11 protein-coding genes are annotated in these 14007 nt (G+C 34.7%); 10 read left to right on the forward strand and 1 reads right to left on the reverse strand.

Going from position 1 to position 14007, the window contains the following annotated elements:
* The first annotated feature begins 285 nt into the window (after positions 1 to 285).
* Entirely contained in the window at positions 286 to 2154 is a 1869-nt protein-coding gene (locus AC625_RS09225; RefSeq protein ID WP_049681037.1) for a beta-glucoside-specific PTS transporter subunit IIABC, read from the forward strand.
* Between the two features lie 17 nt (positions 2155 to 2171).
* Positions 2172 to 3608: a 6-phospho-beta-glucosidase gene (locus tag AC625_RS09230; RefSeq protein ID WP_049681038.1), complete on the forward strand. Its 1437-nt coding sequence runs from the start codon at positions 2172 to 2174 to the stop codon at positions 3606 to 3608.
* A gap of 155 nt (positions 3609 to 3763) precedes the next feature.
* On the opposite strand, the gene AC625_RS09235 is transcribed toward AC625_RS09230, so the two are convergent.
* Entirely contained in the window at positions 3764 to 4471 is a 708-nt protein-coding gene (locus AC625_RS09235) for an IS6 family transposase (RefSeq protein ID WP_049681039.1), read from the reverse strand.
* 191 nt (positions 4472 to 4662) lie between these two features.
* Here AC625_RS09235 and AC625_RS09240 point away from each other — a divergent pair, with 191 nt between their 5' ends.
* From AC625_RS09240 to AC625_RS09280, 8 genes are all read left to right on the forward strand, one after another.
* The gene (locus tag AC625_RS09240) at positions 4663 to 5679 is read left to right on the forward strand and encodes a VanZ family protein (RefSeq protein WP_245644966.1); all 1017 of its coding nucleotides are present in this window, start codon (positions 4663 to 4665) and stop codon (positions 5677 to 5679) included.
* A 130-nt stretch (positions 5680 to 5809) separates the two neighbouring features.
* Positions 5810 to 6565, forward strand: a complete 756-nt coding sequence (locus AC625_RS09245) for an ABC transporter ATP-binding protein (RefSeq protein ID WP_049681041.1) — start codon at positions 5810 to 5812, stop codon at positions 6563 to 6565.
* Positions 6566 to 8488 carry an ABC transporter permease gene (locus tag AC625_RS09250; protein WP_049681042.1) on the forward strand — a complete coding sequence of 641 codons (1923 nt, stop codon included), beginning with the start codon at positions 6566 to 6568 and terminating at the stop codon, positions 8486 to 8488.
* Between the two features lie 21 nt (positions 8489 to 8509).
* The gene (locus tag AC625_RS09255) at positions 8510 to 8869 is read left to right on the forward strand and encodes a YxeA family protein (RefSeq protein WP_049681043.1); all 360 of its coding nucleotides are present in this window, start codon (positions 8510 to 8512) and stop codon (positions 8867 to 8869) included.
* 138 nt (positions 8870 to 9007) lie between these two features.
* On the forward strand, positions 9008 to 9715 hold the full coding sequence (locus AC625_RS09260; protein ID WP_049681044.1) for a response regulator transcription factor: 708 nt from the start codon (positions 9008 to 9010) through the stop codon (positions 9713 to 9715).
* Between the two features lie 3 nt (positions 9716 to 9718).
* Complete coding sequence (locus AC625_RS09265) at positions 9719 to 11125, forward strand: sensor histidine kinase (protein WP_049681045.1); 1407 nt, start codon at positions 9719 to 9721, stop codon at positions 11123 to 11125.
* A gap of 383 nt (positions 11126 to 11508) precedes the next feature.
* Positions 11509 to 12656, forward strand: a protein-coding gene (locus AC625_RS09275; protein WP_425415440.1) for an IS3 family transposase whose coding sequence is annotated in 2 segments (ribosomal slippage) — positions 11509 to 11755 and positions 11755 to 12656 — 1149 coding nt in all. Because the reading frame shifts where the segments join, the coding sequence is not laid out codon by codon here.
* Between the two features lie 240 nt (positions 12657 to 12896).
* On the forward strand, positions 12897 to 13769 hold the full coding sequence (locus tag AC625_RS09280; RefSeq protein WP_049681048.1) for a YitT family protein: 873 nt from the start codon (positions 12897 to 12899) through the stop codon (positions 13767 to 13769).
* Positions 13770 to 14007: the final 238 nt, after the last annotated feature.

Below are 14007 nucleotides of genomic sequence, written 5' to 3' on the forward strand. Positions count from 1 at the left end.
TATGATTTTTCAAGGTTCATATCTTATCTTAGATATTTTGTAAAAAGATTAAAAAGTTTTTAGAGACAACTTATCGTTGGGAAATTAATAAAGACGAATTAATTTAGTTAACTATACAATTGAATAGACTGAATCGATATAGGATCGTTACTGGTTAGCAGGCGTGACCTAAGTCAATAAAGGAGAAATAAATAGAATGGAATTTATCCATATCTGTTTCTTCTTTATTGGCTTAGGTCTTTTTATGTATAGTGCCAAAAAATAAGAAGTGTAGAGGTGGAGAATATGAAATTTGAAAAAGAAGCCTTACAAATTATTGAATTCGTAGGCGGGCGTGGGAATGTGGTCAGCTTAGTACATTGTGCCACGCGTTTACGTTTCAAGCTAAAAGATAGCAAACAAACAAACAAAAAAGAACTGGAGAAAATGAAAGATGTTCTTTCAGTAGTAAACAGTGGCGGGCAGTATCAGGTTGTTATTGGAAACAAAGTGACAGACTATTACGATACGATAGTAGCTGAGCTAGGACTTGCTCAAGAGTCTAAGGATGACGGAAAAGGAGAAAAAGTTTCGTTGATTTCGAGAGTTTTTGAAGTTATCTCTGGTGCATTTTCTCCTTTAATTCCTGCATTGGCTGGGGCAGGTATGATAAAAGCATTGTTAACTGTTTTGACTACTTTTGAATGGATGTCTGATCAAGGAACAACATATGCTATTCTTTCTTCAGCAGGAAATGCAGTTTTTTATTTCCTTCCAATCTTTTTAGGAATTACACTATCCATTAAGATGGGCGCGAATCCCTATGTAGGTGGTGTAATTGGTGCAGCACTTTTAGAACCAAATTTCACGGGATTAATTGAATCGGAAAAAGTTGTAACACTTTTTGGTCTTCCTGTTACACCAATTGATTATGCTTCAAGTGTATTTCCGATTTTCGTGGCAATATTTATTTATTATTTCGTATACAAAGGTCTTTCAAAAGTCATAATGAAAGATTTGAGATTATTCTTAGAACCGATGTTATCGTTATTAATTATGGTTCCTCTTACAATCCTATTATTTGGTCCAATGGGAACAACAGTTGGTGATGTATTAGCAGGAAGTGTTATGTGGTTGATTGATAAGAGCCCCCTTATTGCGGGTATTGTTCTTGGTGCGGGTATGCCATTTATGGTTATTTTCGGATTACATTGGGGATTCACACCAATTACATTACAAAATTTAGCAACAATGGGTGGAGACCCAATTGAAGGTGCAGCCGTTGCGGCGGTCTTTGCTGAAATAGGTATTGCTATTGGCCTTTTCTTAAAAGCAAAAAAACATTCTCAATTAAGATCCTTGGCTGGACCAACTGCCATTACTGGTATTTTGGCTGGTGTAACTGAACCAATTGTTTACGGAATCATAATGAGATATAAGCGAACTATTCCGATTGTTGCTATCGCTGGTGGTGTTGGAGGAGCTATCTTAGGTGGACTTGGTGTTACTTGCAATGCTTATGTTTTCCATAATGTTTTCTCTATGCCAGTATATTCACCATTTATTGGTTATTTATTTGGAATTGGAGCAGCCTTAGTGTTAGGTGCGGTATTAGCTTACTTCTTCGGATTAAATAAAGAAGAAATGGAAAATATGGAAAAAGAAATAATTAATACAAAGTCTGATACAGAATTAGAAACTGAAAGAGTAAATCAACCTTTTGAAGAAGTTATATCACCAATGACAGGGAAACAAATCAAACTTTCTGAAGTGGAAGATAAAGTGTTTGCATCTGGAGCAGTCGGTCAAGGATTAGCTATTTACCCGGAACAAGGAAAGGTTTGGTCACCTGTTGATGGGATTGTTACAACTGTTTTTCCGTCTAAACATGCTATCGGTATCACTTCCAACGGAGGAGCTGAAATATTGATTCACGTTGGTTTGAACACTGTTTCGTTGGATGGAAAGTATTATGAAACTCACGTACAAAACGGAGATAAAATTAAAAAAGGCGATTTATTGGTTACATTTGATATAGAGAAAATTAAATCAGAAGGATTTAGTATGGTAACGCCTGTAATTGTAACAAATTCAGCTGAGTATAAAGCTATTGTAATTGAGGAACAAGATCTAGTCACAAATAATAATATCGTGATGAAATTAATTAAAGAGTAAAAATTGGAGGGAACAAAATGGCATTTCAAAAGAATTTTTTATGGGGTGGAGCTGTAGCAGCTCATCAAGTTGAAGGTGGTTGGAATCAAGGTGGAAAAGGTATTAGTATTACAGATGTTATGACTGCTGGGACACATACTATACCACGTAAAATTACGGATGGTGTCTTGGAAGGTGAATATTATCCAAACCATGAAGGAATCAACTTTTATGCTCGTTATAAAGAAGATATCAAGCTTTTTGCGGAAATGGGCTTTAAGTGCTTCAGAACTAGCATCGCTTGGACAAGGATTTTTCCAAAAGGTGATGAAAATGAACCGAATGAAGAAGGATTACAATTCTATGATGATTTATTTGATGAATTACAAAAATATGGAATAGAACCAGTGGTCACACTAAGCCATTTCGAAATGCCTTATCATTTGGTTAAGGAATACGGAGGATGGAGAAATCGTAAATTAATTGATTTCTTTGTTCGATTTAGTGAGGTAGTAATGAATAGATATAAAGACAAAGTGAAATATTGGATGACATTTAACGAGATCAACAATCAAACAATTATAAGTAATCCTATTTATGCTTTCACCAATTCAGGTGTCATTTATGATGAAGAAGAAGACAAATTAGAAGTTATGTATCAAGCCGTTCACCACGAATTAGTAGCCAGCGCAAAAGTCGTGAAGTTAGGGCATAATATCAATCCGGATTTTAAAATTGGTTGTATGGTTGCAGCATTACCAAATTATCCTTATACTTGTAATCCTAATGATGTGATGAAGGCCTTTGAGGCGGATCAAGAACAATTAATGTTCACGGATGTTCATGTGCGCGGTCATTACCCTCAACGAACATTGAATATATGGAAAAAGAACAATTTTTCAATTGAAATCACTAAGGAAGATAAAGAAATTTTGCAAGAAGGTACGGTAGATTTTATTGGTTGTAGTTATTATCTAACAAATACTCTTACAGCGGATGAAGATGTAGAACGTACAGGTAGTGATTTAGCTGGTGGTGGAGATGCCGTAAATAATCCATATTTAAAAGTATCAGATTGGGGTTGGACAATTGATCCAATTGGCTTCAGATATTATTTAAATATGATGTATAGTCGTTATGAGCTTCCGATTTTTGTTGTAGAGAACGGATTCGGTGCAACCGATCGTGTCGAAGAAGATGGAAATATTGAGGACCAAAACCGAATTGATTATTTAGCTTCTCATATTATTGAAATGAAAAAGGCTGTAGAAGAAGATGGTGTAGAGGTTCTAGGTTACACAACTTGGGGATGTATTGACCCAATTTCCTTCACTACTGGAGAAATGAAAAAACGTTACGGCTTCATTTATGTGGATAGAGAGAATGACGGTTCTGGTTCTTTAAAGAGAATGAAGAAAAAATCATTTAATTGGTATAAGAATGTAATTGCAACAAATGGAGAAGAAATTTTCTAATGTATCATGTATGAAAAGAAAACTACTAATGAAGCTCGCTAATTCCAATGCATTGGAATTAGCGAGCTTTTGGATTATAAGGTATTCTGTTCGGTTCTGGTGCAAATACTTGAAGAAAATATAAAAAAGCGAAAGTTTTCTAGTGACCCCTGATCCTAAGCAATTAGTCCAAACAGTTGATGGATGAATTCTTTTTGATTTTGGACAGACTTCTCCCTTTGGAGAGTCTGTCCTTTTTTGATCATGTGCATAGCCTCTATCCCCGCAATAATTCGTTTGGCAGTCCGTAAGGACTTTAATCCAAGCATCGGGCGAATTCGTTTTTTAATAAAGCGATGATCCTGCTCCACGATATTGTTGAGATATTTAACTTGCCTTAGTTGGATGCCTTCAGGCATCTGCTTTTCTTCTTGTAACTCTTGGATAGCGATTGGATAAGCCGGGTTTTTGTCTACTGTTATCACACGAGGCTTAGAAACGTGCGAAAAAGCCAAGGCTTTCTTAAAAAAGCATTTGGCTGCTTGTTTATCTCTTGATTCGCTTAGACAAAAATCAATGGTATTCCCTTCTGAATCAACGGCACGATACAGATACATCCATTGACCTTTGACTTTCACATAGGTTTCATCTACTCTCCAGGAGTCATTGGTTGACTTAAGATGACGCCGTACTCTTTCATCTAATTCAGGTCCATATTGATGTACCCAACGCATAATCGTTGTGTGAGCCATGGATAAGCCACGTTCCTCCATCATTTCCACCAAATCACGAAAACTTAAGTTGTACCGTAGGTACCACCTTACTGTTAACAAAATAATGTCAGGCTGATAGTGCTTCCATTTGAACAAATCTTCCTTTTCCATACCGATCACACACCTTTTTTAGAGTAATAGTATCAGTATGTCCAAGATTTAGAGATTCATTGCAATTTTCTTGGAATTCTTGCACCAGAACCGCATTTCTTACATTTATTCTATTGGGCTTTTTTCTTATTATCCCTTGGCTAATTTACAGTTATAGAAAATATGGTTATTTAAGTCTTTGGGCTTCAATAGTGGCTTATTCCTTTATTTTCTATATGTTATCGGCTTTATTTTTAGTTCTTTTGCCACTTCCGGATACTCGAAATACTTGTGCTTTGCAATCACCTGATACGGTGCATTATTCACTTGTCCCGTTTTATTTTATCTGGGATGTTATTAATAGTAGTTCAGTTGTTTGGTCACAACCATCTACCTATATTCAAATATTTAAACAAAGCGCATTTTTGCAAGCGGCATTCAATTTCCTATTATTGCTGCCTCTTGGTGTTTATCTAAGGTATTTTTTCCAACACAAACGATTTTGGAAGAAAGCACTTGGTTTGGGATTTGCGTTATCCCTTTTTTTTGAGACAACACAAATAACAGGTATTTATGGGATCTATAATTGCCCATATCGTATCTTTGATGTGGATGATCTTTTATTAAATAGTACTAGTGCTTTGTTTGGATTCATCATTGCCCCTGTCATACTTGCTCTGTTTCCGTCTCGAAACAACCTTATTGCTAAGGGAGAAAAAATGCAAGAAAGTCCTTTGGTACCTCCGTTGTCGCAATTATTGGCTGTGTTTATAGACTATCTATTGATTAAGATTAGTTGGACCCTTACAGTTGGACTCTTTACAACAAGCGGATTCGCAGAATTTGTTTATAAAACGATTTGCTTTTTTATTCTTTTCTATGTAGTTCCATTTATTTGGGATGGAAAAACAATTGGAACAAATATACTGCGTTTTAAACTAATTAATGTTGATGGAGAAGTACCTATGTGGCAGTACTTGCTAAAAAGATTCTTTGCGCTATATTTACCTTTGGCAACATCATGGTTCCTAACGATATTCGCCGGCATTGAGTTAGATATAACTTCAAATCTTTATCCTTATCATGTATGGATCACTGTGACTATATTTGCATTTCTCATCATTATGTGGGCCGTATTATTTATCCATACTATGTTCATCCTAATTAAAAGAGGGAAACGGAACTTTTACTTTGACTATGTAGCGGATTTAGTACCAAGGAAAAAATAAATATTATCCAAAACAGCAAATCCCACTTCGGGGTTTGCTGTTATTTTTAAGGTTTATGTAAGGTTTATATTAAAATGATGTAAGGTTTAGGGCATATAATCATCTTTGTAGTTACGGGGAGGATTCATCAATGACAATTATTTTACAAGCAAAAAATGTTCAAAAAGTATTTGGTACAAAGGGAAATGTTTATAAAGCATTAGAAGATATTAATTTGGAGATTAAAGAAGGAGAATTTATCGGAATCATGGGGCCTTCGGGTGCTGGGAAATCGACATTATTAAATGTTTTATCTACTATAGACACACCATCGTCAGGGGATATTACTATCAACGGCCAACATATTGTAGGCATGAAAGAAAAACAACTGGCCGACTTCCGCCGAAATCAGCTAGGCTTTATATTTCAAGATTATAACCTTCTTGATACGTTAACGGTTAAAGAAAATATTTTACTTCCACTTGCATTATCAAAAGTTTCGACTAGTGAGATTGAAAAACGTGTTGAAAGAATCGCGGGGACATTTGGAATAAGTGAATTACTTGATAAATATCCATATCACATATCAGGTGGTCAAAAACAGCGAACAGCAGCTTCTCGGGCGATTATTACTAATCCAAGCCTAATATTGGCGGACGAACCAACAGGTGCGTTAGACTCCAAATCCGCAACCAGTTTACTTGAAAGCTTATCTATGTTAAACGAGCAGAATAACTCTACCATCATGATGGTTACACATGATGCTTTTGCTGCAAGCTTTTGTAAACGAATATTATTTATTAAAGATGGTAGGATTGATGCTGAAATTCATAAATTGCAACAAACTCGTAAGGAGTTCTTTCAAAAAATATTAGATGTTCTTGCTTCACTTGGAGGTGGGAATTAAATGACACTGTTCGGCATTGCTAGGAAAAATATAAGGAAAAATTTTACCAATTACTTTTTATATTTTTCTTCCATGATTTTTAGTATTGTGATTTACTTTACATTCGTTTCTTTAAAATATGATGAAATGATCGCTGCTACAACGGAATCCTCAACAAGAATTAGCTCTGTTTTCAATGCTGCATCGTTCGTCTTGATCATCTTTGTAGCCATTTTTATTTGGTATTCAAACTCTTTTTTTACAAGGAAACGAAAAAAGGAGATCGGACTTTATTCATTACTAGGTGTACGTAAGAAACAAATAGGCCGATTGCTATTTTATGAAAACTTTTTAATGGGGATTATAGCCCTTTTTATTGGTATTTTACTTGGTTCTGTTTTATCAAAGTTTTTTGTAACCATTTTGATGAAGGTGATGGGCTATGATGTGATTGCAAATTTTGCCGTTTCATCTGCTGCAATTATAAACACCATTATTGTATTCATACTTATTACAGTCATTACCTCGTTTCATGGATATAGATTAATTTATCGTTTTAAACTGATTGATTTATTTCAAGCAGACAAAGAGGGAGAAGAGCTAGGAGCTTCTTTTTTCATTGCAGTATTATCCATTATCTTTATAGGGATTGGTTATTGGCTTGCACTTCAAAATATATTGGAGTCAGAAGCTTGGAGAAAAATCGGTATCATGCTAACACCACTTGTTATCATCGTATCCGTTATTCTGGGTACTTATTTATTATTTAATACTTTAATTGTCTATCTTTTGAAGCTTTCAAAAAAGAATAAAAGAAAGCTTTGGAAAGGGATTAACTTAATAAGTACATCTCAACTTCTGTATCGTATGAAAGGAAATGCGCGAACCTTAACCATCATTGCCATTCTTAGTGCTACCACATTGACAGCTGTCGGGGCATCTTATAGTTTGTATTATAACAATAAAAGTAATGCCGAGTTGGCAAATCCAAATAGCATCATGTTTATTAATCATGACGAACATATAGCGAATAAGGTGAATGATAAGATTTTACAAGAAGGAAACCATGAGATCATCTATCATAAAACGATACCGACAATGCAAATAAAGGTGGATACATCTAGTTTAAATAGCAAAATGGGCGAAATCATACAGGAATATACAATCATCTCTACTAAAACATTCAATGAAATGGCAGGACTTCAAGAGAGAAAAGATCATCTTTCACTGGAAGGCAATAATGCAGCTGTACTAGATGCAGGCTACTATGAAGGATTGTCACCAGAATATGTAGGTTCTAGCATTCCATTGCACGTAGATATTCTAGCGGAAGACATTACGTTTAAAAAATTGATGAAATATAACGTTCTTAATCCCAAGACAGCAAATATTACTGTGGTGATAGGTGATGAGTTATTTTCTAAGTTGGAAAAAGAAACAGACCATGTAAACATGGAAGCCTACAAATTTACGAACGAAAGTTATGCCGAAATAATAAATAAGGAAATTGAATCTATTCTACCTGATAATGCAAGCTTTTCTAGCTTTTACAATGATTATGCTCTAGGAATGGAGACAGCAGGGTTAATTATCTTTATCGGTGCCTTCTTGGGATTAGTATTCCTTGCTGCAACAGGGAGCATCATCTACTTTAAACAGTTGACAGAAGCAAATTCTGATAAAGAGCGTTATGTCATTCTACACAAAATCGGTGTGAATAAAAAGGAAGTAAGAAAATCAATTGCTAAACAGGTATTCTTTATATTTGCCTTACCATTATTAGCTGGTATAGCACATTCCGCAGTGGCTTTAACTGCCTTATCTAGGCTATTGCAAACAAACCTAGTGATTCCTGTATTCATATGTATAGGCATATATATTTTAATCTATGTGATCTATTACTTCTTAACAGTGCGTACCTACTATAAAATTGTAACCAAATGAAATAGAGTGAGGAGTATATGAATGAAAAAATCAATGATAGTTATTGGAATAGTATTAGTGATTTTAGTTGTTGGTTTAATTTTTATGCAAAATGTAAATTTTAATCGGTTAGGTGCTAATGAATATTACACACAAATAAATGGGGAAGGAACTAAAATAGAGGAGAAAGGGAGCGGTGGAACGATTTTTATAAGATATGAATATGAATTACCAGCTTATGATAAAGATGGCAACCAAAAAACATTCACATTTACTGCTGGCAAACAGCTTCGAGAAAATGCGTATTTACTCCTGTTTGTGAAAGATGGAAAAGGAGTTACATCTTATCAGGAAGTGACTTCTGATGAATTACCTGGAAAAGCCGTTGAAATGTTGGACTAACATTTTGCCAATACCAATTTGTAAGAATCCTTGACCGAAAGGGTTCTTTTTTGCGTACAAATGATGATAAATATTATGATGGGTTTTGGATTTATTTCCTTTATAATAAGGACACTGAAGGTATGGAGGTAGTGATGAATGACTCTGAACAAAAAAGTATTAATTATTGACGATGAGGAAGATATTTTGAGAATTATTAAAACAGTCTTGGTAAAAGAAGGAATTGAAAAAGTTGTCACATCTACTACTGCAAAAGAAGGATTCGCAGAATTCCAACAAACACAACCAGATCTTGTTCTATTAGACATTATGTTACCAGATGGTGAAGGTTATGATGTATGTAAACAAATAAGGAATATCTCGAATGTGCCGATTTTATTTATATCAGCGAAAACGGAGGAATTAGATAAGATTTTAGGCTTTGCTATAGGTGGTGATGATTATATAACAAAGCCATTTAGTCCTAAAGAGGTTGCTTATCGAGTAAAAGCGCAGTTGCGAAGAGCAGACTATATGCAGACGAGTGACAAGACAGACTCTATTATAAAAGCCGGCCCCTTTGAATTAAACGAGCAAAAAGCGGAATTATTAAAGCATGGGGAATTCATTGAATTAAAGCCAAAAGAAATAGGATTAATAAAGTATTTCCTCCAAAATACTAAAAAGGTGACTAGTAAAGAAAAGCTATATGATACAGTCTGGGGTGAGGAATATTTTGGCTCTGATAATACGGTAATGGTTCATATCCGGCGACTGAGAGAAAAAATTGAAGCAGATCCCTCTCACCCAAAATTTTTAATTACCGTAAAAGGCTTGGGCTATAAATTCACTGTAGAGGATGAATAGTTCGTGAAGTGGAAGCTAACTGGAAGATATATACTTTCCATCGTCTTAGTCGTTATCCTAGTTGTTTTCATAAACATTTTTATTATGTTTGCTTTATTAATAGCCCAGTCTATTTTTAACATGCAAATATTTCAAGGAAACAAAACATCTCCTGAACATTTTGCAAGACAATTTCAAGATAATATAAATATAACAAGTAATTATGTGACTATTACCGAATCAGGAAAAAAAGCATTAATTAAAAAGAATGCATGGATACAAATTTTAGACGAAAATGGTATGGTAGTCTATAGCTTTAGAGCACCTGTGGGAATAAAGGAAAAATACACGCCATCAGAAATAGTTCAAACGTATAAGTATAAGGAAATTAATGCGGACACGACGGTTTTTGTCGGTGAGAAAAAGGAAAGAGCCAACAATTACAGTTATTTTATAGGGATCGAGAACCCAAATTTAAATCGCTATTTTATTTCTTATAATAATCGAGACATATATCAAGTGATTAAGGTTGTTGGCATTGTTTTTATAATAGACATATTCATCGCCTTACTAATTGGCTACTTTTTTAGTAAACGACTAACACAACCCTTACAAATACTCATTAATGGGATCAAGAGATTGGCAAATAAAGATTATACTGTCAATTATGAGTCTAAAGGAGTTTATAAAGATGTCTTTAATAATGTCAATTTTTTATCCAATCAGCTAACAGCCAATGAAAAGGAAAGAAAGAAATTGGAGATGATGAGAGAGGATTGGATAGGAAACATTTCCCATGATATAAAAACACCACTAGCATCTATACAAGGATATGCTGAATTGATTAAAGATCCAGATTATCATTTTTCTTTAGAAGAAATAAGGGAGTACGCTGAAATTATTGAACAAAAGTCATTATATATAAAAGAAGTTATGGAAGATTTAAATTTAACCACAAGATTGAAAAATAAAGCACTATCGTTAAACAAAAAAACTGTTAATATTGTTGCTTTATTAAGAAATATTGTGATTGATATATTAAATGATCCTAAATATTCTAATCGTAATATCGTATTTCATGTAAATCAGGAGAAGATTCCTGTAGCAATTGATGAAATTCTATTTCGAAGAGCAATAAATAATTTAATTTATAATGCAATTGTTCACAATGATGAAAATGTGAAAATAAATGTAAGGATAGAAAAAAATAAACGAACACATATAACCATAAAAGATGATGGAAAAGGCATAAAGAAAGAAGAACTCGATAGAATTTTTGACCGTTACTATCGAGGAACAAACACTGGAGATGCACATAGAGGTTCTGGACTAGGAATGGCCATAGCCAAAGATATTATTCAGGAACATAATGGAGAGCTTACGATTAACAGTGAGATTGGTCATGGAACTACGATTGATATTAAATTTTGAAGACCCCTAGTAAAACGAAAGCATTGCCAAAACTGTTGAGTTTTAAAATTACTTTAATGAATTATTTCGAAAACAAAACCTGATGTACAATTTGCAGAAATTGTGAAAATGACCATTGAATTATAGGGCGCCTTTCTTGAATAAGGAAGCGCTCATTTTCCATTTAATAGGGATTTATCTACAGTTGGGGATTATTGCAGGATTATTAGTTTGTTTAATTGTAGAAGTTAAAAAACTTAATTCGAGTACTAAAAATAATAAGTAAAAGTAATTTATATTTTTATACATCTTTCTTCTTAAAGCACCTTCTGGAGTTAGTATAGTTTCTTGGACACGGTTTAGTTAACTCTCTATGATAAAAAATAAGAGGGGAAGTGTCCGGCATGGAATCAATAAACAAGCGTAATTATAACGATGATTTTAAGAAAATGGTGGTGGAACTTTATCACACTGGTAGCTCGGTGAGTACGTTAAGCAGCGAATATGGTGTATCTGAAGTCACAATTTATAAATGGATTAAAGCTCTTACTCCAGTGAATGGAGAGGAAAATAGTCTAACACCACAGGATATAACTGAAATCCAAAAAGAGAATCTTCGAATGAAACAGGAAATTGAAATCTTAAAAAAGGCTATGGCCATATTCGCCAGAAAGTAACCGATACCGAGCTAACAAACTTGATTCACGATCAAAAAGAAGTGTTCCCCATCCAGTTCATGTGTGAAGTGTTGGATATGCCAAGAAGCACTTACTATCAGTCCTTGATTAAAACAGAATCAGCACGTGACCGGGAAAACCGACTGCTTCTTGAACAGATTCAGTTGATCCACATCAAGAGTAAAGGCCGATATGGAGCACCTAAGATTCATTTCCTTCTATTAAAAGCAGGGTTTTCGGTTAGTCTTAAACGAGTTCAACGAATCATGAGAAAGGCGGGAATCTATTCGATTACGATTAAAAAATTTCGTCCACAAACAAATAGAAAACCGATTGAGGCACGTGAGAACGTGCTACAACAGGATTTTTCCACGTCTAAATTGAACGAAAAATGGGTGGCCGATATCACCTATATCCACACTTTGCGAGATGGCTGGTGTTATTTAGCGACGGTCTTAGATCTGTATTCTAAAAAAATCATTGGGTATTCTTTCTCTCGTTCCATGACGACTGAACTTGTTTTGCATGCTTTAAACAATGCCGTTTCTATCCAACAGCCAACGCCTGGCCTCATTTTGCATACAGATCTTGGCTCGCAATACACAAGTGAAGGTTTTAGCCAAGCGCTTAAAGAACAGAAAATTATTCCATCTTTTAGTCGCAAAGGTTGCCCATACGATAATGCATGTATTGAATCTTTTCATTCCATTTTAAAGAAGGAAGAAGTCCATCACGTAACCTATTTAAATTTCGAATCGGCGAACGCAGCCTTGTTTCAGTTTATTGAAGGCTGGTATAATCGTCGCCGTATTCACGGCCAATTAAACTTTCATACGCCGCAAGAAGTTGAAAATCAGTTCCATCAATCAGCATGAAAAGTTAACTTATTTGTGTCCAGGATATTGACCTAGATCCATTCTTCTTCTTCAAGTAACGGGGCAGTTTAGTTAAATAAGGCAGAAATCGAAAATAAGTTTATTTAACAAAATAGTACAGGGGTTAACTATTGCTTAATAACGAGTTCCTTGTTCATATCTACTATGGCAAATGTGCAGAAATTTAAGAAGATATTGTGGTACACTTAAATAACAAAAAAATCTGAAGTGAGGAATTATATGAGTACAAACAAGAAGCAAAAGACCAATAAACTAAGAATGATTTTACGAGGATTATTAGTCATTATGGGGGGATTTATAGCTGCATATGGACTAGAAACAGTATTAATCCCAAACAACGTATCAGATGGAGGTGTGACCGGACTAAGCATTGTTGGTTCTCAATTATTTGGACTACCATTAGGAGCTCTTATTGCTATAATAAATATCCCATTTATCTGGTTAGGTTATCAACAAATTGGAAAGACCTTCGCATTTTTTTCGATTATCGGAATTGTTTCACTAGCTGTTGGTACAATTTTATTTCACCATACTCCAGCGATTATTAAAGGGGATTCTTTGTTAATTACTATTGTTGGTGGTATTATCCTTGGTTTTGGGATGGGATTAGCTTTGCGTAATGGTGGTGCATTAGATGGAATTGATATGCTTGCCGTACTACTATCTCGAAAATTACCATTTGGGACAAGTGATTTCATTCTTTTCTTAAATGTATTTGTGTTTATGATCGTTTCAATCGTGTTCGGTCTTCAAGGGGCAATTCTTTCGGCAATTGCTTACTTTATTGCTTCTAAAGTAATTCACATTGTAGAAGAAGGTTTAAGTGGTTCTAAAACCTTTAAAATTATCACAACTCAACCTGAACTAATGGTTGAAACTATACGTGACCGCTTAGGTCGAAGTGCAACGTTCAATGAAGTTTATGGAGGGTTTTCCCGCGAAAAGTTTAAAGAAATCACCTGTGTCATTAATCGTTTAGAAGAAACTAAACTAAAGGAAATTATAAATGATATTGACCCAAAATCTTTTGTTACAGTTTATGAAGTAGCAGAAGTAAAGGGCGGTAATTTTAGAAAAAATAATATTCATTAGATAAAACTTTGTGAACCATTACACTTAAACTAACGGGTGCTTCGTATTATAAGGTTAACCAGTAAAAATTACTGGTTGACCTTTTTTTAATAGAATCTATTATATCAGTAGCCAGGGTAGGACGTACGGGTGCGTGGGACATGATCCCGTGAGCTAAACTGTCCGCGCCCCCTACTTGTACAAACATGTTTGAGGCTGGTTGGGACGTAGATCTCGTATAACAAGCGAAGCTATGACA

The organism is Peribacillus loiseleuriae (assembly GCF_001183985.1).
Lineage (GTDB): Bacteria > Bacillota > Bacilli > Bacillales > DSM-1321 > Peribacillus > Peribacillus loiseleuriae.

Excerpts from the sequence above, each read along its gene's own strand:
- AC625_RS09230 (WP_049681038.1), top strand. The coding sequence starts at position 2,172 with ATGGCATTTCAAAAGAATTTTTTATGGGGTGGAGCTGTAGCAGCTCAT.
- AC625_RS09245 (WP_049681041.1), top strand. The coding sequence starts at position 5,810 with ATGACAATTATTTTACAAGCAAAAAATGTTCAAAAAGTATTTGGTACA.
- AC625_RS09280 (WP_049681048.1), top strand. The coding sequence starts at position 12,897 with ATGAGTACAAACAAGAAGCAAAAGACCAATAAACTAAGAATGATTTTA.
- AC625_RS09260 (WP_049681044.1), top strand. The coding sequence starts at position 9,008 with ATGACTCTGAACAAAAAAGTATTAATTATTGACGATGAGGAAGATATT.
- AC625_RS09235 (WP_049681039.1), bottom strand. The coding sequence starts at position 4,471 with ATGGAAAAGGAAGATTTGTTCAAATGGAAGCACTATCAGCCTGACATT.
- AC625_RS09225 (WP_049681037.1), top strand. The coding sequence starts at position 286 with ATGAAATTTGAAAAAGAAGCCTTACAAATTATTGAATTCGTAGGCGGG.
- AC625_RS09250 (WP_049681042.1), top strand. The coding sequence starts at position 6,566 with ATGACACTGTTCGGCATTGCTAGGAAAAATATAAGGAAAAATTTTACC.
- AC625_RS09255 (WP_049681043.1), top strand. The coding sequence starts at position 8,510 with ATGAAAAAATCAATGATAGTTATTGGAATAGTATTAGTGATTTTAGTT.